The organism is Kitasatospora sp. NPDC085895 (assembly GCF_040702125.1).
GTDB classification, from domain to species: domain Bacteria; phylum Actinomycetota; class Actinomycetes; order Streptomycetales; family Streptomycetaceae; genus Kitasatospora; species Kitasatospora arboriphila.
Genome location: NZ_JBFBJY010000049.1, coordinates 25013 through 48470 on the forward strand (window position 1 = coordinate 25013; position 23458 = coordinate 48470).

At 74.2% G+C, this 23458-nt stretch carries 20 protein-coding genes and 3 tRNA genes; 4 read left to right on the forward strand and 19 right to left on the reverse strand.

Annotated features, from left to right (window positions below; genetic code table 11):
* Positions 1–85 precede the first annotated feature (85 nt).
* Positions 86–931, reverse strand: coding sequence for a DegV family protein (locus tag AB0442_RS26490; RefSeq protein ID WP_366165848.1), 846 nt, complete (start codon positions 929–931; stop codon positions 86–88).
* 122 nt (positions 932–1053) lie between these two features.
* Entirely contained in the window at positions 1054–1815 is a 762-nt protein-coding gene (locus AB0442_RS26495; protein WP_363540080.1) for a hypothetical protein, read from the reverse strand.
* 236 nt (positions 1816–2051) lie between these two features.
* On the opposite strand from AB0442_RS26495, the gene AB0442_RS26500 reads away from it, so the two are divergent.
* On the forward strand, positions 2052–3029 hold the full coding sequence (locus tag AB0442_RS26500; RefSeq protein ID WP_366165850.1) for a YafY family protein: 978 nt from the start codon (positions 2052–2054) through the stop codon (positions 3027–3029).
* Positions 3030–3103: 74 nt separating this feature from the next.
* Here AB0442_RS26500 and leuS read toward each other — a convergent pair whose 3' ends face one another.
* From leuS to AB0442_RS26525, 5 genes are all read right to left on the reverse strand, one after another.
* Positions 3104–5989 carry a leucine--tRNA ligase gene (gene leuS, locus AB0442_RS26505; RefSeq protein WP_366165852.1) on the reverse strand — a complete coding sequence of 962 codons (2886 nt, stop codon included), beginning with the start codon at positions 5987–5989 and terminating at the stop codon, positions 3104–3106.
* 380 nt (positions 5990–6369) lie between these two features.
* Positions 6370–7674, reverse strand: a complete 1305-nt coding sequence (locus tag AB0442_RS26510) for a hypothetical protein (protein WP_366165853.1) — start codon at positions 7672–7674, stop codon at positions 6370–6372.
* A gap of 103 nt (positions 7675–7777) precedes the next feature.
* A tRNA-Ala gene (locus AB0442_RS26515) sits at positions 7778–7850 on the reverse strand.
* A 268-nt stretch (positions 7851–8118) separates the two neighbouring features.
* Positions 8119–9822 carry an insulinase family protein gene (locus AB0442_RS26520; RefSeq protein ID WP_366165855.1) on the reverse strand — a complete coding sequence of 568 codons (1704 nt, stop codon included), beginning with the start codon at positions 9820–9822 and terminating at the stop codon, positions 8119–8121.
* A 3-nt stretch (positions 9823–9825) separates the two neighbouring features.
* Complete coding sequence (locus AB0442_RS26525; protein WP_366165856.1) at positions 9826–10758, reverse strand: hypothetical protein; 933 nt, start codon at positions 10756–10758, stop codon at positions 9826–9828.
* A 151-nt stretch (positions 10759–10909) separates the two neighbouring features.
* Here AB0442_RS26525 and AB0442_RS26530 point away from each other — a divergent pair, with 151 nt between their 5' ends.
* Positions 10910–11389, forward strand: a complete 480-nt coding sequence (locus tag AB0442_RS26530; protein WP_366165858.1) for a hypothetical protein — start codon at positions 10910–10912, stop codon at positions 11387–11389.
* Between the two features lie 82 nt (positions 11390–11471).
* Here AB0442_RS26530 and AB0442_RS26535 read toward each other — a convergent pair whose 3' ends face one another.
* Positions 11472–13046, reverse strand: coding sequence for an MFS transporter (locus AB0442_RS26535; RefSeq protein ID WP_366165859.1), 1575 nt, complete (start codon positions 13044–13046; stop codon positions 11472–11474).
* 233 nt (positions 13047–13279) lie between these two features.
* On the opposite strand from AB0442_RS26535, the gene AB0442_RS26540 reads away from it, so the two are divergent.
* On the forward strand, positions 13280–14212 hold the full coding sequence (locus tag AB0442_RS26540; RefSeq protein WP_366165860.1) for a helix-turn-helix transcriptional regulator: 933 nt from the start codon (positions 13280–13282) through the stop codon (positions 14210–14212).
* A gap of 81 nt (positions 14213–14293) precedes the next feature.
* Here the strand turns inward: AB0442_RS26540 and AB0442_RS26545 are convergent.
* The 8 genes from AB0442_RS26545 to AB0442_RS26580 all read right to left on the reverse strand — a co-directional run bounded on the left by AB0442_RS26545 (position 14294) and on the right by AB0442_RS26580 (position 18969).
* Positions 14294–14366 (reverse strand) — tRNA-Ala (locus AB0442_RS26545).
* Between the two features lie 34 nt (positions 14367–14400).
* Positions 14401–14473 (reverse strand) — tRNA-Ala (locus AB0442_RS26550).
* 105 nt (positions 14474–14578) lie between these two features.
* The gene (locus AB0442_RS26555) at positions 14579–15226 is read right to left on the reverse strand and encodes a histidine phosphatase family protein (RefSeq protein WP_366165879.1); all 648 of its coding nucleotides are present in this window, start codon (positions 15224–15226) and stop codon (positions 14579–14581) included.
* On the reverse strand, positions 15223–15660 hold the full coding sequence (gene rsfS, locus AB0442_RS26560) for a ribosome silencing factor (protein WP_366165862.1): 438 nt from the start codon (positions 15658–15660) through the stop codon (positions 15223–15225). The genes AB0442_RS26555 and rsfS overlap by 4 nt, the downstream gene beginning before the upstream one ends.
* Before the next feature lie 137 nt (positions 15661–15797).
* Positions 15798–17756: a LytR C-terminal domain-containing protein gene (locus tag AB0442_RS26565; RefSeq protein ID WP_366165863.1), complete on the reverse strand. Its 1959-nt coding sequence runs from the start codon at positions 17754–17756 to the stop codon at positions 15798–15800.
* A gap of 16 nt (positions 17757–17772) precedes the next feature.
* A complete protein-coding gene (gene nadD / locus AB0442_RS26570) occupies positions 17773–18402 on the reverse strand; it encodes a nicotinate-nucleotide adenylyltransferase (RefSeq protein WP_363540097.1) in 630 nt (209 codons plus the stop codon).
* A gap of 111 nt (positions 18403–18513) precedes the next feature.
* Positions 18514–18660, reverse strand: coding sequence for a hypothetical protein (locus tag AB0442_RS26575; protein ID WP_199922936.1), 147 nt, complete (start codon positions 18658–18660; stop codon positions 18514–18516).
* 165 nt (positions 18661–18825) lie between these two features.
* Positions 18826–18969, reverse strand: coding sequence for a hypothetical protein (locus AB0442_RS26580; RefSeq protein ID WP_363540099.1), 144 nt, complete (start codon positions 18967–18969; stop codon positions 18826–18828).
* A 192-nt stretch (positions 18970–19161) separates the two neighbouring features.
* Here AB0442_RS26580 and AB0442_RS26585 point away from each other — a divergent pair, with 192 nt between their 5' ends.
* A complete protein-coding gene (locus AB0442_RS26585; RefSeq protein ID WP_366165865.1) occupies positions 19162–20256 on the forward strand; it encodes a M48 family metallopeptidase in 1095 nt (364 codons plus the stop codon).
* Positions 20257–20313: 57 nt separating this feature from the next.
* On the opposite strand, the gene AB0442_RS26590 is transcribed toward AB0442_RS26585, so the two are convergent.
* From AB0442_RS26590 to AB0442_RS26600, 3 genes are all read right to left on the reverse strand, one after another.
* Entirely contained in the window at positions 20314–21384 is a 1071-nt protein-coding gene (locus AB0442_RS26590; protein ID WP_366165867.1) for a hypothetical protein, read from the reverse strand.
* Positions 21385–21471: 87 nt separating this feature from the next.
* Positions 21472–22065 carry a hypothetical protein gene (locus AB0442_RS26595; RefSeq protein WP_366165868.1) on the reverse strand — a complete coding sequence of 198 codons (594 nt, stop codon included), beginning with the start codon at positions 22063–22065 and terminating at the stop codon, positions 21472–21474.
* An 83-nt stretch (positions 22066–22148) separates the two neighbouring features.
* Positions 22149–23456 (reverse strand): glutamate-5-semialdehyde dehydrogenase, encoded by a 1308-nt coding sequence (locus AB0442_RS26600; protein ID WP_366165870.1) that lies wholly within the window; start codon positions 23454–23456, stop codon positions 22149–22151.
* Between the last annotated feature and the right edge of the window lie 2 nt (positions 23457–23458).

Genomic DNA, 23458 nt, shown 5'->3' on the forward strand with positions numbered 1-23458 from the left:
GCGGCGGTAAGGGCGGGGCGGCAGCGAGGGCCGCCGCACCTCACCACCGGAGGTGCCTCACCTCGCCACCGGAGCTGCCGCTCCGTCAGCGGGGCGACACCACGACGGCCAGCAGGCCGGGGCCGACGTGGGCACCGATGACGGCGCCGACCTCACCCACGTAGAGGTCGCGCAGTCCGGGCACCCGTTCGCGCAGGCGCTCGGCCAGCGGCTCCGCACGGTCCTCGGCCGCGAGGTGGTGGACGGCGATGTCGACCTCGGCGTCGCCGGCGCGTTCCACGGCGATCTCCTCCAGCCTGGCGATCGCCCGTGATGCCGTCCGCACCTTCTCCAGCGGTTCGATCCGACCGCCGGAGAGGTGGAGCAGCGGCTTCACCGCGAGGGCCGAGCCGAGCAGTGCGCGAGCGGCACCGATGCGGCCGCCGCGGCGCAGGTGCTCGAGCGTGTCGACGTAGAAGAAGCCGCTGCTCAGCAACGACCGGCGGACGGCTTCGGCGGCGGCCTCCGCGGGCCCGAGGCCTGCCTCGGCAGCCTGTGCGGCCGTCAGAACGCAGTGGCCGAGGGCCATGCCGACCAGTCGGCTGTCGACGACCTCGACCGGGATCTCCGCCCCGGCCGCGGCGAGTTTGGCGGCCTCGTACGTACCCGAGAGTTCGGAGGAGATGTGGACGGAGACGACACCGGTGGCACCCGCCTCGGCGGCTGCCCGGTAGGCGGCGGCGAAGCTCTCCGGGTTGGGACGGGAGGTGGTGACTCTGCGCTTGGCGCGCAGCGCCTCGGCGACGTCCTTGGGCGAGATCTCGACGCCTTCGGTGAGGACCTCGTCGCCCACGACGACGGAGAGCGGGACGACCTCGATCCGATGGCGGTCGACGACGTCCTGGGGCAGGTAGGCCGTGGAATCGGTGACGAGGGCGAGGTGGCCGGGCATGTGCCGGAGGTTACTCCGCGACCGGCGCAGATGACAGCGCAGGCCGCCGGCAGAGACACCCCGCAGCAGCAGCGGACCTGCCCCGAACGGGCGGCCCTACCGAGCCGGAACCGGCAGGAGCCTTATGCTCCACCGGTGTTCGGCTTGCGCAGCCGGTCGGCGAGCCGGTTGAGGGGGTCGCCGAGACCGAGCACGTCCTCTGCCCGCAGGCGGTTCCCGGCGGTGAGGCCCTTCCGCTGGGCGTCCTCGGACCGGGCCGCCGCAGTCCCGTTGGCTGAGGCGACACCGTCCGGACCCGCACCGGCCGCGCCCGTGTCCTCGGGACCGGCCACCCGGTCCCAGTGCCGCAGTGCCCCGGCTTCGTTCTCGCACTCGCGGCTGAGTCGGGCCAGGTCGTCGTCGGCGAAGCGGCGCATGCGGTCCTGGGCCGCCCAGCGCATGGTCTCGGCGGAGTGGGTGATCCGGCCTGCCCGCTCGCGCAGCTCGGGGAGCTTGGCGGCCAGCCGGGCGCCGTCCGGCTCGCGTTCGAGGATGCGCATCTCCTGGTCGAGCTCCGCGGCATGCGCGTCGAGGCGGTCGAGCAGTTGGAGGGACTCGGCGAGCTGGCCGTCCGCGGCGAGGCCGGACTCAAGGACCTGTCGGGTGGCGTCCAGGGAGGTGCGCACCGAGAGACGGACGGAGGCGAGCTGGCCCTGGGAGCCCGGCTTGGTGAAGGTCTTCGCCCTCAGGGCGGCGTTCTCCACGGCGCGCCGCGCGTGGGCCTCGTGCTTCTCCACCTTGGCGGCGACCGCCTTGGCCGCCTTGACCGTGCCGACGACGGCCATGACTCCGGCGGTCACCAGGAACAGCATCACCAGGGCGATCACCACGCCGATCGCGTCCATCCCTACCCCACCTTCCGCGGTGCCCACCGACACCGCTCGCCGGACGCGGCCCGCGCGGCCGCCCTGGAATATCCACGGTAGCCGCCGGAAGGGTCCGGTCGGACCCCGGAGGCCGTGCGCACCTGAGAGATCAGGGAGAGCTCAGGGCCCGGGTCGGGGCTCTTCCGGGGCCGTTCCCCCTAGCGAACGCACCGCCGAGGACAGTAGCTGTCCGCATCGACTGCCAGGATGGCCGCATGCTGGAGACTTCCGCCCGCCTGCTGCGTCTGCTGTCCCTGCTCCAGGTCCGCCGGGACTGGTCGGGGGCCGACCTGGCCGACCGGCTCGGTGTCGACGTGCGGACGGTACGGCGGGACGTCGACAAGCTGCGGGGCCTGGGCTATCCCGTGGACTCGACGCCGGGCACCGCCGGCGGCTACCGGCTCGGTGCGGGGGCGGAGATGCCTCCGCTGCTGCTGGACGACGACGAGGCGGTCGCGGTGGCGGTGGGGCTGCGGACGGCGGCGGGCGGCACGGTCTCCGGCATCGAGGAGTCCTCGGTGCGTGCCTTGGCGAAGCTGCTGCAGGTGATGCCCTCCAGACTGCGGCACCGCGTGGATGCGCTGGCCGACGCGACGGTGGCCGTGCCGGGGAACGGCCCGGTGGTGCAGGCCGAGGTGCTCACCGCGATCGCCGCCGCTTGCCGGGCGCACGAGCGGCTGCGCTTCGACTACCGGACGCACGACGGCGAGGAGGGCCGTCGGGACGCCGAACCGCACCGGCTGGTGCACTCCGGCACCCGCTGGTACCTGGTTGCTTGGGACACCGCCCGGGCGGACTGGCGGAACTTCCGCGTCGACCGGATCACGTTGCGCCCGCCGCACGGGCCTCGGTTCGTCCCGAGGGAACCTCCGGAGCAGGACGTCCGGCGCTGGGCGTCCTGGGAGGTCGCCGTCGGCCAGTACCGCTACCAGGCCCGTTGCACGGTCCACGCGCCGGCCGAGGAGGTCGTCACGAGGACCACGCCGACCTCGGCGGTGGTCGAGCCGATCGACGGGCGGAGCTGCACCCTGCGGGCGGGCTCCAACTCGCTGGACGGGCTGGCGCTCCACCTGGCGCTGCTGGGGCACCGGTTCACCGTCCACGAGCCGCCGGAGCTGGTGGCACACGTCGCGGCCCTCGCCGACCGCCTGCACGGGGCCGTCCCGCCCTCCCGGCCGGCCGCCGGGGAGTGATCCCGGGCCTGCCGGAGAACGCCCGGGCCGGGCGCCCCTGGTGGGGAGCCCGGCCCGGGAACGAGCGGTCGGCGTCAGCCGGTGACGATGTTCACCAGCTTCGGCGCACGCGCGATGACCTTGCGCACCGGGGCGTCGCCCAGCGCGGCCACCACGGCCGGGTCGGCCAGCGCCAGCGTCTCCAGCTCCGCGTCGGTGATGGTCGGCGCGACCTCCAGGCGGGCCTTGACCTTGCCCTTGATCTGAACGACGCAGGTGACCGTCTCGTCGACGACGTAGGCCGGGTCGGCGACGGGGTAGTCGGCGAAGGCCAGCGACTCGCGGTGACCCAGGCGCTGCCACAGCTCCTCGGCGATGTGCGGCGCCAGCGGGGCGACCATCAGCACGATCTGCTCGGCCACGCTGCGCGGCGTGGAGCCCCGCTTGACCAGGAAGTTGTTCAGCTCGATCGCCTTGGCCACGGCCGTGTTGAAGCGCAGGCCGGCCATGTCCGCACGGATGCCGTCGATCGCCTTGTGCAGGGCGCGCAGGGTCGCCTCGTCCGGCTCCTCCTCCGTGACGACCAGCTCGCCGGTGGTCTCGGAGACGACGTTGCGCCACAGACGCTGCAGGAAGCGGTACGAGCCAACGACGGCGCGGGTGTCCCACGGGCGGGAGACGTCCAGCGGGCCCATCGACATCTCGTACAGGCGCAGGGTGTCCGCGCCGTACTCGTCGGCGATCTCGTCGGGGGCGACGGCGTTCTTCAGGGACTTGCCCATCTTGCCGGCCTCGCGCTTGACCGGCTCGCCCTGCCAGAAGTACGCGCCGTCGCGCTCCTCGACCTCGGCGGCGGGCACCGGGAAGCCGCGTGCGTCGCGGTAGACGTCGGCGGTGATCATGCCCTGGTTGAACAGCTTGTGGAACGGCTCGACGGAGGACACGTGGCCCAGGTCGAACAGCACCTTGTGCCAGAAGCGGGCGTACAGCAGGTGCAGCACCGCGTGCTCGGCGCCGCCGACGTACAGGTCGACGCCACCGGCCGGCTTGTCGGCGGTGGGGCCCATCCAGTACGCCTCGTTGGCCGGGTCGACGACCTTCTCGGCGTTGGCCGGGTCGACGTAGCGCAGCTCGTACCAGCAGGAACCGGCCCAGTTGGGCATGGTGTTGGTCTCGCGGCGGTACTTCTTCGGGCCGTCGCCCAGGTCCAGCTCGACCTCGACCCACGCCTCGTTGCGGGACAGCGGGGTCTTCGGGGTGGAGGCGGCGTCGTCCGGGTCGTAGGTGTGCGGCGAGTAGTCCTCGACCTCGGGCACCTCGACCGGCAGCATCGACTCGGGCAGCGCGTGCATGGCGCCGTCCTCGTCGTAGACGATCGGGAAGGGCTCGCCCCAGTACCGCTGGCGGCTGAACAGCCAGTCGCGCAGACGGTAGTTGACGGTGCCCTCGCCGATGCCGCGGCCGACCAGCCAGCGGGTGACGGCGGCCTTGGCGTCGACGACGCTCAGGCCGTTCAGCGACAGGTCGTCGTGGGCCGAGTTGACGATCACCGAGTCGTAGGTGTCGAAGGCGTCGTCCCAGGCGTGCGGGTCCTCGCTGCGACCGTCGGTGGGCTCGACCACGCAGCGCATCGGCAGGCCGAAGGCGCGGGCGAAGGCGAAGTCGCGGTGGTCGTGGGCCGGGACGGCCATGATCGCGCCGGTGCCGTAGCCCATCAGCACGTAGTCGGCGATGAAGACCGGGACCTGCTCGCCGCTGACCGGGTTGGTCGCGTAGGCGCCGGTGAAGACACCGGTCTTGATCTTGGCGTCGACCTGGCGCTCGACGTCCGACTTGGCGGCGGCCTCGGCGCGGTAGGCCGCGACGGCGTCGGCCGGGGTGGCGGCTCCGCCGGTCCAGTCCGCGGGCACGCCCCCGGGCCATGCGGCCGGGACGATCGCGTCGACCAGGCCGTGCTCGGGCGCCAGCACCATGTAGGTGGCGCCGAACAGGGTGTCCGGGCGGGTGGTGAAGACGGTGATCGCCTCGCCGCCGGGCGCGGCGAAGTCGACCCGGGCGCCCTCGGAGCGGCCGATCCAGTTGCGCTGCTGCAGCTTGATCGCCTCGGGCCAGTCCAGCATGTCCAGGTCGGCGATCAGGCGGTCGGAGTACGCGGTGATCCGCATCATCCACTGGCGCAGCTTCGACTTGAACACCGGGAAGTTGCCGCGCTCGGAGCGGCCGTCCGCGGTGACCTCCTCGTTGGCCAGCACGGTGCCCAGGCCGGGGCACCAGTTGACCGGCACCTCCTTGGCGTAGGCCAGCCGGTACTCGCCCAGCACCTCGTCGCGCTCGACGGCGGACAGCTCGGTCCAGGCGCGGCCGCCCGGCACCTCGCGCTCACCGGACTCGAACCGCGCGACCAGCTCGGCGATCGGGCGGGCCTTGCCGGCCGCCTCGTCGTACCAGGAGTTGAAGATCTGCAGGAAGATCCACTGCGTCCAGCGGTAGTAGTCCGGGTCGATGGTGGCGATGGAGCGCCGCGAGTCGTGGCCCAGGCCCAGTCGGCGCAGCTGGCGCCGCATGTTGGCGATGGCCGCCTCGGTGGTGATCCGGGGGTGCTGGCCGGTGGCGACGGCGTGCTGCTCGGCGGGCAGGCCGAACGCGTCGTAGCCCAGGGTGTGCAGCACGTTGTGGCCGGTCATCCGCTGGTAGCGGGCGTACACGTCGGTGGCGATGTACCCCAGCGGGTGGCCGACGTGCAGGCCGGCACCGGACGGGTACGGGAACATGTCCATGATGAAGCTGTGCGGCTTCGCGGCGACGTCGCCGCCCGCGCCCTCGGCCAGCGGGCCGACCGGGTTGGGGGCGTTGAACGTCCCTTCCTTCTCCCACAGGTCCTGCCAGCGGGACTCGATCTCGGCCGCCAGCGCGGCACCGTAGCGGAAGGGCTCGGAAGCGGCCTCGGCCGCGCCGGAAGCAGGGGTCGTCGTCTCGCTCATGGTCCTTCGGGCTCCGTCGTCATCAGTGGCGAACCAGCGGCACACACTCGGAACAGCACGTACTCGGAAAGCAAAAAACCCCTCGCAGGAGGGGTCGCCACGCCGACTCCGGCCCCGGGCCGGTCCTGGTCAGCGCGGCCGGCTAAGGAGCAGGCGCACGGTTCGCATGGGGTCAGGGTACCGCAACGGCCCGTACACCCCGCGGTGCATTCCACCCGCGGGCCACCCACCGGGACGGCCCCGGGCCGGGGAACACCGCACGCGGGGCCCACGCCGGGCCGGCGGACGTCCCACCCGGGCCCCGCCCGGGGCCGCGACCCACCCGGGCCGGAGCCCGCGCGTGCTGTCGCGGAGACCTCCCCGTCGTCCCGCGCCCTCCCTCATCCCGCGAGCGGCACCTCCTCCCGCGCGGCGGCGTCGAAGGCACGCAGGGCGCGCGCCACCCGTGCGGACTGCATGCCGGCGGCGAGCAGCCGCGCCTCGTCGGCGATCCGGGCGGCCTCCTCCCGCTCTCCGGTGCGCCGGTACGCCTCCGCGAGCCGGACCATCAGCAGGGCCCTGGTCCGGGCACGCTCGGCCGGCAGCGCGGCGACCGCCTCGCCGAGCATCCGCTGCGCACGCTCGAAGTCCCCCAGGAAGAGGTGCATCTCCCCCACCATCCCGGCGAGGTCGGCACGCTCGTGTGCGTGGTCGTCGACACCGTCGAGCGCCTGCAAGGCCCGCTCGGCGACGGCCTCGGCGCTGATCTGCTCGCCCTTCCGGCCGTGGGCACGGGCGATCCGTCCGAGCTGCAGCGCCCGTTCACGGGGGGTCAGCACCTCGTCGGCGGCGCGCAGCGCGGTGGAGAGCATGGCCACGGCATCGAGTCCGCGCCCGCCGGAGTTGTACGTCGCCTGCACGGCGAGGCAGCCGACCACGCCGACGCCCAGCCGCGGGTCGCCGGAGACGTGCGCGGCCCGCAGTGCGGCGACGAAGGCACGCTGGGCCGCGGCGTCGTTGCCCATGTCGTAGTTGGCCCAGCCGACCAACCTGGCGAGCCGTCCGGCGGCACCGTAGAGCTCCCGGCCGAGCTTCTCGTCGTAGGCGCCGAGTTCCAGCAGCTTGCCGACCATGGCGAGTTCGGCCTTGGCGAGGTCGAGGATGAGTCCGCCGCCGTAGGCGCGTTCCAGACGCCGTTTGCTCTCGTAGGAGAGCCGCAGGTCGGCGAGCTGTTCGGGGGCGATGCGCAGCGCGCCGACCCCGCCGGTGACCTCGGGCGGCGGGGAGGCCCAGTGCCGGGCCGCCTGTTCGAGTTCGTCGCCGCGGAAGAGGTCGGTCAGCCGAACGGGCGCGGCGTCGGCGCCGGCCTCCCGGAGGGCGGTCTGCGCGGTGTCGGCCGTCCACGGGTCGGTGAGCAGCCGCGGCGAGAGGATCTTGGCGCCGCGGCCGCTGCCCATGCGGCCCCAGAGCTGTTCGTAGGTGACGGCGATGCCCACGGCGCGGCCGAGCACCTCGCAGACGGTCTGGTCGTGCGGAGCACGCGGCACCATGCCGCGGTCGCGCCACTTGTAGGGCGCGGTGGCACTGATCGCCAGGCCGGCGGGCAGGACGGCGCTCACCTCGCGAGCGAGCCGCTCGGGGCTCCACCCGAGCTGGTGGAGTATCCGGGCGAGCTCTTCGTTCCGTTTGCGCACCAGGTCGGCCATGCTTCGACCGTAGCGGGCCGGGAGGGTCCACGGGTGAAGACGGTCGCACCTACCGGGGAACGGCGAAAGGCCGCTCCCTGAGGGAACGGCCTTTCACTTGCTGTGGAGCTATGGGGAATTGAACCCCAGACCTCTTGCATGCCATGCAAGCGCTCTACCAACTGAGCTATAGCCCCTTGCTGCGGCCCCCGGCGTTCTCCCCCGGCGACACGCACCACTTTACACGGTCACCGGGGTGCTCCCCTAATCCGTTTCGGGCGCCCCGCCCCGACGGTTCGCGACCCGACAGGTCGCGCCCGCCCTGCAGCCCGCACCAGGGCGCTCCGGCCGGCAACCCCGGCGGCCCGGGCAACCCCGGCGGCCGGTGCAGCCCCGCCGTGCTGTCGACCCGCCCCGCAGCCCCGCCCCCCGTAGCGCCGGAGCCGCCCGCCCCGCGATCCAGCCTCAGGCCCGCCGCGGCCGACTGCGCCGCCACACACTGCGCAGCAGCGCCGCCGCGATGCCCGCGGCCACCACCAGCACGCCCCAGTAGACCGGGTCGCTCCGCGACTCGTCGTCCGCGCCGAGGGCCCCGCCGAGGGCGAACAGCAGGAACAGACCGGCGACGAGTGTGAGCACCATGTTCACGGCGAGCTGCGCCGGCGACGAGCGGACGGCCGTGCCCGCCCCGGCACCGGCACCCGGACCCCCGGCAGGACCGGAGCGGGAGGGCCGGGCGGGCGCCGCCCGCGGTGGCATCCGGACGTACGCGTGGTACGGCACCGCGGCGTCGATCCCGGCGAGGGTGTGGGCATCAACGGCGAAGCAGCCGGGTTCGACCTCGACGCAGATGCCGTCGGTGCCGATGAGCCGCCGTCCGCCGTCGGGCCAGGCGAGGTAGGCGGCGCAGGCGTCGTACCGGACGGTCGCGGCCTCGCCCTCGCGGACGAGGCTGACACCGGCCCGGCCGATCACCAGGTCGGGTCCGCCGGCCTCGCGGGAGCGGTGGCGGTTGCCCTCGACGGCGGCGACGGAGTGGAGCGGCGCGGCCTGGTAACCGGCCCAGTCCGCACGCCGTCCCGCGGGCACGCGCAGGAGGCCGTTGCCGAGGGCCTGCTGAGCGACCGTCCGGACGTCCTCGGCGGTGACGGCGGCGAGTTCGGCGCGGATCTCGTCGAGGCTGCGGACGGGCAGGTCGAGCAGCAGGTCGGCGGCGCAGCCGGGCAGGCGGGCCGCGTCCGTGTCGGGGGCGGTGTGCGCGGCGTCGGCGCGGCGGCGCAGGGCGTCGAGGGTGTCCGGGTCGACGCCCGCGACGGCGAGCCTGGCGAGCACGTCGACGAAGCCGCCGAGCACGGCGTCCTGCTGCTCGGGCAGGGCGTCGGCGAGGGCGGTGACGGTGAGGACGCCGTCGCCGCGGTGCGCGTGGTCGGCGCCGGCGGTGTAGGAGAGGCCGCCGTCCTGCCGGAGGTCCTGGAACAACTCGCGGTCCAGGCAGGCGGTGTACAGGTCGGCGGCGGCGGTCCGGGGCAGCACGGTGTCGAACAGGACCTGTCCCTGCCCCGCGGCGAAGTACGCCGGGGTCTCGGGCAGGGCGGAGGTCGGCTGCGGCGCGGGCATCCGGCGGCCGGGGCGCAGCGGCAGCCGCAGGCCGTCCGGCACCCGTTCGCCGGCGACCCAGAGGACGGCGTTCTCGCGGGTGAACCAGGTGTCGGCCCAGTGCTGGACGGTCTGCGGGTCGAGGCCGGGCACGCCCCACTCGGGGTAGCTGACCAGGCCGTGGCCCTGGGCTCCGTAGCGCCACAGGCCGGTCGCCTCGGCGGCGCCGGTGCCGCGGCCGGCCTCCTCGGTGCGCAGGATCGCCTTCTCGGTCTCCAGGCGGTCCATCGGCAGGGCGGTCAGCGATTCGCAGACGCTCTGCAGGAAGGACCGGATCTCCTGGTCGTCGCCCTCCAGGAGGAAGTGCGTGTGCAGCTGCCCGGTGGCGCCGTTGAAGCGGTGCACCTGGACGCCGCTGCGGTGCAGGGCGAGGTGTTCGACGAGATGGGTGATGCCGGCGCGGGCGAGGGTCTCGTCGGCGCTGCCGACCCGGAAGACCAGGCCGGCGGTGGTGCGGCCGGGCCGCGGGGCGTGCAGGGCCGGTACGCCGTCGACCTCGAAGCGGTGGATCACGGCTCAGCCTCCCAGGGCGCGGTCGCGGTGTTCCCGGAAGGTGCGTTCCGGGGTGTTGTCGAACCACTCCCACGGTTCGGTGCTGCCGTACGGGCCCATGGCCTGGAAGTGCGTCCGGGCGGCGGCCCGGTCGCCGCCGAGGGAGGCGAGCAGGGCGAAGGAGCTGTGGGCGGTGATCCGGCCGAACCGGATCCGACAGTCGGGGTGCAGCACGGAGCCGTGGGCGGCCTCGGCGAGTTCGTGGCGGACGTCGGCGCGGGCGGCGTACGCGTTCCGCTCGGCCCGTTCCAGGGAGCCGGCCCGTTCCGCGTGGTACATGGCCAGCAGGGCGCCGTTGAGACTGCCGGGCGGTGCGGCGCGGAAGCAGTCGCGGGCGAAGGCGTGCGCGTCCTCCCAGCTGCCGCCCCACTTGGGCAGCAGCTGCTGGAGCAGGCTGCGCTGCCCCGCGTAGTGGTGCGGGGAGAGACGGGTCAGGGCGCGGTACCGGCGACGGGTCTCGCTGGTGCCCAGGGAGATCCCGCGGGAGATCGTCATCCGCAGCATCCAGGCGAGCGCGTCGCCGCGGTTGCGGGCGACGGCGCCGATCAGCAACTGCTCGGCCTCGTTGAGCCGGGCGCGGAACTCGCGCCAGCCCTCGGGGGTGACGTCCTGCGCGCGCCGGGTGCTGCGGGCCTGCCAGCCGACGTGGATCAGCCGGTCGGCGAGCAGGGCGGTGGCCAGGGGATCGCCGGGGTGGTGGGCGAGCACCTGGCGCAACAGGTGCTCGACGCCGGGCACGGCGACGACCTGGCCGGAGAGGACGAGCGGGCCGTACTCCTCCCGGCAGTCGGCGAACACGGCGCGGACGGCCGACCAGTCACCCCGCTCGGCGGCGGACCGGACGGCGCCGGCCTCGGGAAGCGCGGCAGCCGGGTCGAAGAGCGGTTCGGTGCTCATGGGCGGCGATCGTAGGCGGCGGGCGAAGGGTACGGACGCGGGACCGATGGTGCGAATCCGTACGGATTCGGGCAAGTCGCCCGGCACTTGACGAAGAATTTACGGAATCAAAGACTCCGCTTGTGCATCGGCATCCGTAGGCTGCCCGTCGATGACCGACCATCAGGCCGGTCGCGCACCGAGGAGCACCATGAACAACCGCCGCCGGAACCAACTGCTCAAGGCTGCCGGACCGCTGCTGATAGCCGACGAGCAGGTCGAGTTCGCCACCCTGACCAAGGTCGGCACGGTCTCCGCGGCCCGCCGCCTGGCCACCACCGCCGTGGTGGGTGTGCTGACGGCCGGTACGGTGACCGCGATCGCCACCCCTCGTCCGGTGTACCTGGCGCTGACCGACCGACGGCTGCTCTTCTTCGGCGTGGACCAGCTCAGCGGCAAGCCCGACAAGCTGGTGATGGCACTCCCCCGCGAGGCGGTCACCGCCTCGCCCGCCGCCAAGGCGGCCTTCGGCCTCCTGCTCACCACGCACCTCTCGGTCGCGGGCGAGGAGCGCGACCTGAAGCTGACCTTCGCCACCGCCGTCCGCGCGGACGGCCGCGAGCTGCTGAGCCGCCTCCCGGTCACCGCCTGACCGGCCCCGGATCGCCGTCCCGGCCCGTCCTGCCCGCACCGGCCGTCCCACGGCCGGCAGGGGCAGGACGGGCCGGGCCCGGTCACTCCACCGGCCCGCCCGGCACATCCCGCCCCCGCGGCACGGCACTCCCCTCCACGGCGGCCCGTCCCTCCGCCACGGTCCGACCCTCCACGACGGCGCTCCCGGCCAGCCCGGCCCGTCCGGCGTTCCCGGCCCGCCCGGTGACGCCGGCGAGACCTGCCGCCACGACCAGCGCACCGCCGATGACCGCGGTCGTGACCAGCAGGGCACGGCCGGAGGCCGCCGAGGACGCCGGGTAGGAGACCGCGCCGAGGAAGACCGTCCCGAGCAGCGTCACCCCGATCACCTGGCCGAGCTGCAGCACCGTCACCATCACGCCGCTGGCGTCCGCGGCGTCCGCCGGGTCCACCCGCCCGAGCGCCCGGGCGAACAGCGGGCTGTAGGCGCAGCCCGCTGCCACCCCGGTGACGGCGAGCACCGTCTGCACGACGGGGCCGACCGGCCCTCCCCCGCCCAGCAGCAGCCCGACCAGCACGTAGCCGGGGGCGACCACGGCCAGGCCGAGCACGGGCAGCAGCCGGTGCAGGCGGCGCGGCGTCCGCTGCCAGAGCAGGCTCGCCGCTCCGAAGCCCACGGACACCGGTACCGAGAGCAGGCCCGCCCGCAGCGCGCTGTTGCCGAGTCCGGCCTGCTGGTGCAGCGCGAAGGCGAACATGAACCCGGCGAACCCGGCCATGATCAGGAAAATCGACCCGGCCGCGGGCAGCAGCCCGGGCGCCCCGAGCACCCGCCCGGCGATCAGCGGCTGCCCGCCGCGCGCCGCCACCCGCCGCTCCACCGCGGCGAAGACGGCGAACAGCGCGGCACTGCCGGCGAGCATCGCCCAGCCCCAGCCGGGCCGGCCGAGTTCGTGTCCGAGCACCAGCGGCACCACCAGCAGGCCCAGGGCGGCCGCCAGGGTCAGCAGGCCGGGCAGGTCGAAGCCGCGGCCGGCGTCGCCGGGGAGGGCCGGTAGCAGCCGGCGGGAGGCCGCGAGCAGCACCAGGCCGAGCGGGACGTTGACCAGGAAGACCGGCCGCCATCCGGTGCCGAACAGGTCGGCGCTGACGAGCAGCCCGCCCACCACCTGCCCGATCGCGAGGCCTCCGGCCAGCACCGCCGAGTACAGGCCGAGCGCCCGCACCCGGGCGGCGCCGGTGAACAGCCGCTGGATCACGCTCATCACCTGCGGCACCATCACGGCCGCGGCGACGCCCTGGGCGACCCGGAAGCCGATCAGCCAGCCGGTGCCGGGGGCCAGCCCGCAGGCCAGCGAGGCCGCGGTGAAGCCCGCCAGTCCGTGCCGGAACATCCGGCTGTAGCCGTAGCGGGCGCCGAGTCGGGCACCGGTGATCAGCAGCACCGCGTAGGCGATGGTGTAGCCGGCGATGACCAGTTGCAGGGCGGCGCCGGAGGCGTGCAGGTCGGAGCGGACGCTCGGCGCGGCCACGTTGACCACCGAAACGTCGAGCAGGGCCATGAACTGGCCGGAGAGCACCAGTCCGAGGACCGGGCCGGGCCGGGAGCCGCCACGCGCGGCGGCAGCGGGCACCGGGGCGGCGGCAGCGGGCACCGGGGCGGCGGCAGCGGGCACCGGGGCGGCGCCCCCGGGTGAAACACCAGAAGGCGAAACACCCGAAGGCGAAACACCCGCGGGGGCGGCACCCGCGGGAGCGGGGCCGGCGAGCGGAGGGCTCGCGGGGTCAGGAGTCCGTACGTCCGTCATACCGGGATCGTCGGTGGCGCCCGGTACCGGTGGTTAGAGCCTGCTGATCCTGGTACCGACAGCACCTGTCGGCGGCGGCCGTGCTCGGCCACGATGGGGGCATGACCGTGCTGGAACCGGACACCGTCGCCGTACCCCGCAAGGACCTCCGGCGCGAGGAGCTCGCCAAGTACCTCCGTGCCTGCCGCGCCCGGGTGCGACCCGAGGACGTCGGCCTGCCGCCCGGCCTGCGGCGCCGCACGCCGGGCCTGCGCCGGGAGGAGGTGGCGCAGCTCGCCGGCCTCGGGGTCACCTGGTACACGTGGCTGGAGCAGGGCCGCCCGATCAACGCCTCCGAGCAGGTGCTGGCCTCGGTGGCCCGCACGCTGCGGCTGGACGCGGCCGAGCGCGACCACCTGTTCCGGCTCGCCGGGGTGCGGCCGCCGTCGCCTGCGGAGCCCGACGATCCGGAGTTCGACGGCGCGACCCAGGCCATCCTCGACCAGTTGGGCCCGCTGCCCGCCGCGGTCTGCAACACCCGTTTCGACGTGCTGCGCCACAACGCCGCGTACGAGGCGCTCTTTCCGCGGGCCACCCGGCCGGCCCGGCCCGGCGGGCCGCGGAACAACATGTGGTGCGCGTTCACCGTGCCGGACTGCTGCAACCCCTTCCTCAACCGGGACGAGGAGCTGCCCCGGATGGTCGGGGTGCTGCGGGCGGCGTACGGGCGACACCTGGGCGAGCCCGTCTGGGAGGCGTACGTGCGGGACCTGTCGGCGGCCAGCGACCGCTTCCGGGAGCTGTGGGACCGGCAGGAGGTGGCTCCGCCGCGGACCACCCGCAAGGTCTTCCGGCACGCCGGGGTCGGTGTGCTGAACGTCCGGGCGTCGTACCTGACCCTCCCGGACCGGCCGGAGGTCTACCTGGTCGTCTACACCCCGGAGGGGCCGGAGGACCGGCGGCGGCTGGAGCGGATGGCGGCCGAGCCCGCCGGGGCCCGGCCGGAGTGCACCCACGGCACGACCGAGCCGGAGCGCAGCCGCGGCGCCGCCTGAGCGGGCGGCCCGTCGGGGACAAGGGACCGGAAACGTCGGAGGCCGCCATCCCCGTCGGGGTGGCGGCCTCTCGGACTGCTGTGGAGCTATGGGGAATTGAACCCCAGACCTCTTGCATGCCATGCAAGCGCTCTACCAACTGAGCTATAGCCCCGCGACACGAACGGCCTCGGGCCGCTGGTGCGGAGTGGAGCTATGGGGAATTGAACCCCAGACCTCTTGCATGCCATGCAAGCGCTCTACCAACTGAGCTATAGCCCCGCAGTCCGTGTCGTCCGCCTCCCTCTCGGTCGGCGTCCTCGCTGCGAACGAGGAAGACTCTAGCCGGTCAGGCCCCGAACTGCGAAATCGCCTGCCGGTGCGGGCTCACGTCTCGTCGCCGATGACCGGCTGCGGCAGGGTGCCGGCGTTGTGCTCCAGCAGCCGCCAGCCGCGCACCCCCTGGCCCAGCACCGACCAGCAGCAGTTCGACAGGCCGCCGAACCGCTCCCAGAGCACCGGCTCCAGGCCGAGCAGCCGCCCGATCATGGTGCGGATGGTGCCGCCGTGCGACACCACGACGAGCGTGCCGTCCTCGGGCAGCTTCTCGACCGCGGCCAGCACCACCGGGACGGCGCGGTCGGCGACCTCGGCCGCCAGCTCGCCGCCGCCGCGGCGCACCGGGTGGCCCTGCGCCCACGCCTCGTACTCCTCCGGGTAGCGGGCCCGGATCTCGGTGTTGGTCAGGCCCTGCCACTCACCGGCGTACGTCTCCCGCAGGCCCTCGGCCTGGTGCACCTCCAGGCCGGTCAGCTTGGCCAGCTCGGCCGCGGTGCGGGCGGCCCGCTGCAGGTCGGAGGAGACCAACAGGTCGGGCTTCAGGCCGGCGAGCAGCCGGGCGGCCCGCTGCGCCTGGAAGATGCCCTGGTCGGTGAGCGGGATGTCGGTGCTGCCCTGGAACCGCGACTCGAGGTTCCAGGAGGTCTGGCCGTGGCGCCAGAAGACGATGCGCGGCCCCCGCGCGGCGCGGCTCAGCTCTCGTCCTCGGCGACCGCGTTGCCCGCGGCGTCGGTGCGGGCGCCCTCCGGCCGGTTGCGGGTGGCCAGGGCGTCGGCCGGCAGCGGCAGCTCGGGGCAGTCCTTCCAGAGCCGGTCGAGGGAGTAGAAGGAGCGCTCCTCGGAGTGCTGGACGTGCACGACGATGTCCAGGTAGTCGAGGAGGATCCAGCGGCCCTCGCGCTCGCCCTCGCGGCGCACGGGCTTGACGTCGAGCTCCTCGCGGAGCTTGTCCTCGATCTCCTCGGCGATGGCCCGGACCTGGCGGTCGTTGGCCGCGGAGGCGATCAGGAAGGCGTCGGTGATCGACAGCACGTCGCTGACGTCGAAGGCGATGATGTCGTGCGCCAGCTTCTCGGCCGCCGCCTGTGCGGCGACGTTGATCAGGTCCTGGCTCCGGTCAGTGGCAGTCACGGTGTTCTTCCGGCTCGGCTACGCGTTTTCCCCTCCAGGATCTCACGAACGCCCCGGGCCCCCGATCGAATTGACCGGGGGCCCGGGGCGGGCGCCGACGGGGGCGCGGGCCCGGCCGCTGCGCGGGCCCGGCCGGACTACTGCGCGGGCTTCTCGGTCGTCTTCGCCCCGCTCGCCTTCGGGTCGGCCGTCTTCTGGTCCGACTTCGGGTCGGACAGGGGCTTGTAGTCCTTGCCGAGGACCACGACGAGGTCGGCGTTCTGCGGGTCGGTGACCTTCTTGACCGCCTCCGGCCTGAGCCCGAGCGCACCGGCCAGGGTCTTCGCGGCCTCGGCGCGGGCGTCGTCGGTGTAGCGGATCTCACTGGCGGCCTGGGCGGTTCCGGCCTTGCCGCTGCTCGGCACGACCTCCATGCCGGTGTTGGTGATCTGCACCGACGCGGACTCGGCGGCCCTGTCCAGGCCGGAGGCGTTGAGCACCGACACCCGGGGGGTGCTGCCGGTGGCGGCGGCGTTCTTGATGGTGCCGCCGAGCACGTCCTTGACCTGCCGTCCGGCGGTGGCCTCGTCCAGCGTGCCGTCCGGCTTGGCCTGGAGCAGCTGGGTGGCGAGGTGCCCGTCCTTGCCCTGCTGGGCGAGCTGCGCGAGGACGCCGGACAGGGCCTTCTCCGGCAGCGAGGGGTCGAGCACCGCGTTCATCCGGTGCACGTCGTCGGTGGCCTCGTCCAGGTCGGTGGGCATGGCCTGCAGCACGGCCTGCATGACCTGCCCGAACCTGGCCAGCTGGGCGCCGCGGTCCTCGCCGGGCGCCTGGAGCGTGGCGTAGGCGACGGCGGCCTGGCCGTTGAGACTGACGCCCTTGCCGGCGGAGGCGAGCACCTTGCCGTCGGCGGCCTTGACCTCGGCGTTGGTGTCGACCTTGATGCCGCCGAGCTGGGCGACCAGCAGGGTCAGGTACGGGGTGTCCAGCCGCCAGGTGCCGGCGACCGGGGCGCCGAGCACGGTGGCCAGTCCCTCCCGGGTGCCGGACGAGCCTATGTCGTCCAGGCCCTTGCCGACCGTGGTGACGGTGGAGTCGTTGGGCAGCCGCAGGGTGTCCGGGATGAGCAGCACGGTGCCCTTGTGTCCGGAGGCGTCGTTGACCAGCAGCGCGGTGCTGACCTTGCCCTGCAGGTCGCGCAGGTGGACGACGTTGACCTGGCGCCCGCCCGCGGCGGCCGCGGCGGATCCGCCGGTGTCCCGGCCGGTCCACCACGTCCAGCCGCCGACGCCGCCGGCGACGACGGTGGCGGCCACGGCCAGCCCGATCAGCCGGTTGCGCAGCCGGCGGCGGCGCTCGGCGCGGACCTCGCTGCGGGACTCGGCGAACTTCAGCCAGTCGATGACGTCCTCGGACTCCTCCGCCTCCTCGTCGACGAAGGTGAACTCGCCGGTGGCGTAGTTGTCGCCGGCCGCGGCGGGGCGCCGGTTCTGGCGGCTGCCGCCGACCTGCTCGGACGGCGGCGCGGGCCGGGCGGGCGCGGCGGCGCGGGCGGTCGCACCCGCGGCACCGGCGGTTCCCGCGGTGGCGGCGCCGGTGGTCGCCGGGGAGACCTGCTGGAGGGGCGGCTGCTGCACCGGGGGGCGGCGCGCGGGCTGCTGCACGAAGGGTTGCTGGTTCGGCTGCTGGCCGGGCTGCTGCGGCGGCGGCACGGGTGCCTGCTGCGGGGCGGCGCCCTGCTGGTACGGGTCCTGCACCCAGCCCTGCTGCCCGCCCTGGCCGGCGTACGGGTCCCAGCCCTGCGGCTGCTGCTGGTGCTGGTAGTAACCCTGCTGGCCCTGCTGACTCTGCTGGTACGCGCCCTGCTGGTACTGGCCCTGCTGCGGGTACTGCCCGGGCTGGGGGGAGGCGCCCTGGCCGTACGGGTCCTGCTGGTAGGCCTGCGGCTGCTGCTCCTGGTAACCGGCGTACGGGTCGTAGCCGTACTGCTGGCCCTGCTGGTGGCCCTGCTGCGGCTGCTGCTCCTGGGGCCAGCCCTGCGGGTCGTAGGGGTCGTAGCCCTGGCCGTACGGGTCCTGCTGGTAGCCCTGCGGCCCTCCGCCTGCGGTTCCGGTCACGCCGTCCCTCCCGGGATCAAGGCCGGGCCGGCGCGTAGAGCGCCCGCTTGTGGATGTAACGCACCACGCCGTCCGGGACGAGGTACCAGACCGGCTCGCCCTTGGCGACCCGGTTGCGGCAGTCCGTGGAGGAGATGGCCAGCGCCGGCACCTCGACCAGGGAGACCCCGCCGACCGGGAGGCCGGCGTCCGAGAGCGTGTGCCCGGGGCGGGTGCAGCCGATGAAGTGGGCGAGCTCGAAGAGTTCGTCGGAGTCGCGCCAGGAGATGATCTGCGCGAGCGCGTCGGCGCCGGTGATGAAGAACAGCTCGGCGTCCGGGTGCAGGGCGTGCAGGTCGCGCAGGGTGTCGACGGTGTAGGTGGGACCCTCGCGGTCGATGTCGATCCGGCTGACCGAGAACTGCGGGTTCTCCGCGGTCGCGATGACCGTCATCAGGTAGCGGTCCTCGGCCGGCGTGACGTCCCGGTCGGACTTCTGCCACGGCTGCCCGGTCGGCACGAACACGACCTCGTCGAGGTGGAAGGCGCTCGCCACCTCGCTGGCGGCGACCAGGTGACCGTGATGGATCGGGTCGAAGGTGCCACCCATCACGCCGAGGCGCTTACGCGCCCTCGGCGCACCGGTGCTCCCGGCCTGCTGTCCCATGCCGCCACACCTTACGCGACGCCCGTCACGGGGCGGCAAGCCGCCCGGAGAGGTCCGCGGGAGGGAGCGCGCAGCTTCTGTGCAGGCGCTCCCCCGCGGTGTGCGGCCGGCTCAGCGGTCGCGGTTGAAGCGGGTGGTCAGGAAGAGCAGCAGCAGCAGGATGAACAGCGCGGACCCGCCGGTCAGGTAGGGGTTCAGGCTCTCGTGGTTGCCGCCCTCGGCGAGCTGGGTCAGGGCGGGCAGTGCAGCAGTGCTCATGGTCGGCAGGACCTTCTCGGCTCGGGGGCGGACGAGGGTGCGGGCCGTACGGCCTGCGGCCTCATCGTACGGGTGGGCCCTGCGCAACCGCGCGGCGGCCCACCGCGTCTGACCCCTCGTAGGTGGGGGCCCGGCCGGGGCGGCCGCGGCGGCCCGCCGGGCGGGTCAGTCGCGGCCCGCGCGGACCAGGATCCAGGCCAGCAGGCCCACGCCCACGATGGAGCCGATCACGATGATCCGCAGGAACAGGCCGGGGCCGTTCTCGTTGGAGATCGGTCCGGCCAGGTGCGCCAGGGTGGCAGGGGACATCGGGGGTGCTCCTCTCGGTCCGGACCTCGCTCCGGACGACCAGCGTAAGCCGGGGCGTTCCGGACACCGAGCACCGCCCCCGGGCGTACGGTGGACCGCCGGGGACGAGTACGCGCACACGGACGTTGGAGCCAACAGCAGCGGGGGCCGGCCGGGGGGCCGGTGCCGGCGACGACCAGGAGGTACTCACACATGACCGACTTTTCCAAGGACGGCGGCAACACGCCCAGCCGGCGCCGGCAGCGCTTCCCGGAGATCTCCACCCGGGCCTGGGAGCACCCCGCCGACCGGTCGGCGCTCGTGGCGCTGCGCAAGCTGAGCGGCTTCGACGACGTCCTCAAGAAGCTCGCCGGCCTGGTGTCCGAGCGCAGCGTCCGGCTGATGTTCCTGGCCACCGCGGTGAAGACCTCGGAGCGTCAGTTCCCGGAGCTGTACGCCATGGTCCGGGACGCCGCCTACGTGCTCGACCTGGAGAAGGTGCCGGACCTGTACGTCACGCAGGACCCGGCGGTCAACGCCATGTGCATCGGCATGGAGACGCCGATCATCGTGCTGACCAGCGGCCTGGTGGAGCTGCTGGACGAGGAGGAGCTGCGGGCCGTCGTCGGCCACGAGGTCGGCCATGCGATGTCCGGCCACGCGGTGTACCGGACGATGCTGCTGATCCTCACCAACATCGCCGCCCGGATCGCCTGGCTGCCGCTGGGCAACCTCGCCATCATGGGCGTGATCACCGCGCTCAAGGAGTGGTTCCGCAAGGCGGAGCTCTCCTGCGACCGGGCCGGCCTGCTGGCCGGGCAGGACCTGCAGGCCTCGATGCGCGGCCTGATGAAGCTGGCCGGCGGCCACAACCTGGCGGAGATGAACGTCGACGCCTTCCTGGAGCAGGCCGAGGAGTACGAGCGCGCGGGCGACCTGCGCGACGGCGTGCTCAAGCTGCTGCAGGTGCTGCCGCAGACCCACCCGTTCGCGGTGGTCCGGGTCGCCAAGCTGAAGAAGTGGGCGGAGAGCGACGAGTACCGCTCGATCCTGGCCGGCGCCTACCCGCGCCGCGGCGACGACCCGCAGACCTCGGTGGGCGCCCAGTGGAAGGCCGCCGCGGACTCCTACTCGCAGTCCGTCAAGGAGAGCAAGGACCCGCTGATGGGCCTGCTGCGGGACGTGGCCGGCGGGGTCGGCACGGTCGGCGGAAAGCTGCGGGACACCTTCGCGGGCGCCCGCTCCGGCGGTTCCGCGGGCCCCGACGGCTCGGACGGGGGCGCCGCGGACGGCGACGGCCGGGACTGACACCGGCGGCGGTGCCGCAGTGACACCGGGCGGGGCGCCCGGGCCGGACGGGCGGGCTCACCGCCCGGAGGCCGGCTCGCCGGTCAGCGGTCCGAGCGCCCCGCACACCTGCCAGGCCGGCCGGCTGCGGTCGCCCGGGTCGACGGCCTGCGGTGCGGTCGCCGTGCTGCCGGCCAGCAGCGGCTGCAGGTAGCTGCTCATCGGGGCGCCGCACGAGGTCGGACCGGCCTGTACCACCGCGTCGACCAGCCGCAGCCGGTCCGAGCTCAGGTCCAGCCGGTCGAAGGCGAACCGCAGCTCCCGGCGGACGCTGACCAGGCTCACCGGCCCGTCCGAGGTGCCGGCCGCCCGGACGGCGTAGACGAAGGTGTGGTCGGTGGTGACCTCCAGCGTCCCGCTGTCGGCCTCGCCCACCCGGACGACGCCGGAGGTCCGCACGCCGTCGACGGCCAGCGCGACCTTCCCCGGGTCGAACCGGACCAGCCAGCCGGTGGCGGCGTGGTGCTGGTCGTCCTGCGGGGTGTTCACGCTGTCGTCGTACTGCGCCTGCTCGCCCGGCGTGACGAGGGCCCGTACCTCGGCCGTCTCCCCCTGGACGAGGGTCGCCGGGGCCAGCGCGGACGCGACGAGGTAGCGCTGCACCACGGAGAGCGCCCGGTTGACGTCCGACCGGGTGAAGTGCGCGGTGGCGGCGCCGGCCGGCAGCGCCAGCCCGGTCGTCCCCTCCCCGTAGGCGGCGGGCAGCGCCGCGAACGGGTGCTCCGGATCGGCGACCGCAGCCACCGGCCCGGTCGGGCTCAGCGCCACCAGCGAGGTGGTCAGCTGGTTGCCGGACGGCGGCGCGGCCTGCCGGTGCGGTGAACTGACGCCGAAGTACACCGCCGCCGCGAAGGCCAGGAAGACGACCAGCAGCAGCGCCACCGCCTGTCGCGGCAGCGTGCCGAAGGGCCCGAGGCCGACCCGCGGCCGGGTCGCCCGGTACGTCCCGCCGAGCCGCTCCTGGGCCGACAGCTCCTGGATCCGGGCAGCCCGGACGAACGATTCGTCGAAGACGACGGACCGGAACTCGTCATCGCTGCCGGAACCGCCCTCGGGCGCACCCTCCGGAGGCTCGCGCGGGTCACCCATAGCACCAGGGTAGAACCGGGCGGGCCAGGGTTCGACCGGCGGGCGGCCTCCGCCCCGCGTCCCGGCGCGGCGCCGCCACCGGCCCGCTCAGCCGCTCAGCAGCGCCACGGCGCTGGGCAGCGGCACGGCCGGCGGCGAACCGGGCGTGCTGCTCGTACCCGTCTCCGGACGCCGCGGCGACTCGCCGGCCCCGTTGGCCCCGCGGTAGATCGCGGCCACCGCGACCGCCACCACGCCGACCCCCATGACCACCGCCAGCACCCAGGCGACCGGCCGGTGCCAGCGCTGCTGGGCGACGTGCCGCCCGTCGTGGCCCAGCGGCTCCCAGCCGACCGTCCGGGCCCAGCGGGCCCGGCGGCGGGCCCGGTCGGTGCCGGACCACGGATCGGGGTACAGCCGGTCGTCGTCCAGACCGCGCGGGTGCGGGCGCAGCTCCAGCGGCAGTACGTCGCCGGTGCCGGCCATCTCCGGTGCGATCAGGTCCCAGGGCCGGGCCGGGCCCGCGGTCTCCGGCTCGACCCGGGCCTCGGCGGCGGCCAGCTGCCGCTCCAGGGCACTCGGCTCGTGCACGGCCGCGGACCGGACGAAGGCCTCGTCGAACACCACGGTGGCGAACTCGTCGTCCGCACCACCGTGGTCGGCGCCGTCGGGGTACGGCGAGCCCCCCACATCCTCAGCCACGGGAATCAGCGTATTACCGGGCGGGCGGTTTGTCTGGGGCTCCTGCCAGTTGGCCCGACCGCCCGGAGCGCGCGCCGGTCGGCTCAGGAGCCGACGGTCTGCTGCGCCTCACCGCGGACGTGGCCGTCACCAGTGACGATGTACTTGGTGGAGGTCAGCTCGGGCAGGCCCATCGGGCCGCGGGCGTGCAGCTTCTGGGTGGAGATGCCGATCTCCGCGCCGAAGCCGAACTCACCCCCGTCGGTGAACCGGGTCGACGCGTTGACCGCCACGGTCGTGGAGTCGACCAACTGCGTGAAGCGCCGGGCGGCGGCCTGCGAGGTGGTGACGATCGCCTCGGTGTGGCCGGAGGACCAGCGGCGGACGTGCGCCACGGCGGCGTCCAGCGAGGGCACCACGGCGGCCGCGATGTCGTACGAGAGGTACTCGGCCTCCCAGTCCTCGTCGGTGGCCGGGACGGCGGTGACGGCGGTGCCCTCGGCGGCCTTCAGCACGGCGTCGTCGCCGTGCACGGTGACGCCGGCGCCGGCCAGCGCCTCCAGGGCGAGCGGCAGGAAGGCGTCGGCGATGTCCTGGTGGACGAGCAGGGTCTCGGCGGAGTTGCAGACGCTGACCCGCTGGGCCTTGGAGTTCAGCAGGATGCCGACCGCCATCGCCAGGTCGGCCTGGGCGTCGACGTAGACGTGGCAGTTGCCGGTGCCGGTCTCGATCACCGGCACGGTCGAGCCCTCGACCACGGTGCGGATCAGCGAGGCGCCGCCGCGCGGGATCAGCACGTCGACCAGGCCGCGGGCACGCATCAGTTCCTGCACCGAGTCCCGGCTCTCACCGGGCACCAGCTGGATCACGTCGGCGGGCAGGCCCGCCGAGGCGACCGCGTCGCGGAGCACCTCGACCAGGGCGGTGTTGGAGCGGTAGGCGGAGGCGGAACCGCGCAGCAGGACGGCGTTGCCGGACTTCAGGCAGAGCGCGGCGGCGTCGACGGTGACGTTGGGGCGGGCCTCGTAGATGATGCCGACCACGCCGAGCGGCACCCGGACCTGCCGGACGTCGAGGCCGTTGGGCAGGGTGTAGCCGCGCACCACCTCGCCGACCGGGTCGGGCAGGCCGACCACGTCGCGGACGTCCGAGGCGATCGCGGCGATCCGCTGCACGTCGAGGCTGAGCCGGTCGACGGTGGACTCCGGGGTGCCGGCCTCGCGGGCGCGGGCGACGTCCTCGGCGTTGGCGGCGGTGATCTCGGCGCTCCGGGCGACCAGCGCGTCCGCGATCGCCAGCAGCGCGGCGTCCTTGGCGCTGCGCGGGAGCGGGGCGAGCGCGGCGGCCGCCTCACGGGCTCGGCGCGCGACGGCGAGGACGGGGCTGTCGGTGGTGGCGTGGTCGCTGGTCATGC

Excerpts from the sequence above, each read along its gene's own strand:
- AB0442_RS26490 (WP_366165848.1), bottom strand. The coding sequence starts at position 931 with ATGCCCGGCCACCTCGCCCTCGTCACCGATTCCACGGCCTACCTGCCC.
- AB0442_RS26495 (WP_363540080.1), bottom strand. The coding sequence starts at position 1,815 with ATGGACGCGATCGGCGTGGTGATCGCCCTGGTGATGCTGTTCCTGGTG.
- AB0442_RS26500 (WP_366165850.1), top strand. The coding sequence starts at position 2,052 with ATGCTGGAGACTTCCGCCCGCCTGCTGCGTCTGCTGTCCCTGCTCCAG.
- leuS (WP_366165852.1), bottom strand. The coding sequence starts at position 5,989 with ATGAGCGAGACGACGACCCCTGCTTCCGGCGCGGCCGAGGCCGCTTCC.
- AB0442_RS26510 (WP_366165853.1), bottom strand. The coding sequence starts at position 7,674 with ATGGCCGACCTGGTGCGCAAACGGAACGAAGAGCTCGCCCGGATACTC.
- AB0442_RS26525 (WP_366165856.1), bottom strand. The coding sequence starts at position 10,758 with ATGAGCACCGAACCGCTCTTCGACCCGGCTGCCGCGCTTCCCGAGGCC.
- AB0442_RS26530 (WP_366165858.1), top strand. The coding sequence starts at position 10,910 with ATGACCGACCATCAGGCCGGTCGCGCACCGAGGAGCACCATGAACAAC.
- AB0442_RS26540 (WP_366165860.1), top strand. The coding sequence starts at position 13,280 with ATGACCGTGCTGGAACCGGACACCGTCGCCGTACCCCGCAAGGACCTC.
- nadD (WP_363540097.1), bottom strand. The coding sequence starts at position 18,402 with ATGGGACAGCAGGCCGGGAGCACCGGTGCGCCGAGGGCGCGTAAGCGC.
- AB0442_RS26575 (WP_199922936.1), bottom strand. The coding sequence starts at position 18,660 with ATGAGCACTGCTGCACTGCCCGCCCTGACCCAGCTCGCCGAGGGCGGC.
- AB0442_RS26580 (WP_363540099.1), bottom strand. The coding sequence starts at position 18,969 with ATGTCCCCTGCCACCCTGGCGCACCTGGCCGGACCGATCTCCAACGAG.
- AB0442_RS26585 (WP_366165865.1), top strand. The coding sequence starts at position 19,162 with ATGACCGACTTTTCCAAGGACGGCGGCAACACGCCCAGCCGGCGCCGG.
- AB0442_RS26590 (WP_366165867.1), bottom strand. The coding sequence starts at position 21,384 with ATGGGTGACCCGCGCGAGCCTCCGGAGGGTGCGCCCGAGGGCGGTTCC.
- AB0442_RS26600 (WP_366165870.1), bottom strand. The coding sequence starts at position 23,456 with ATGACCAGCGACCACGCCACCACCGACAGCCCCGTCCTCGCCGTCGCG.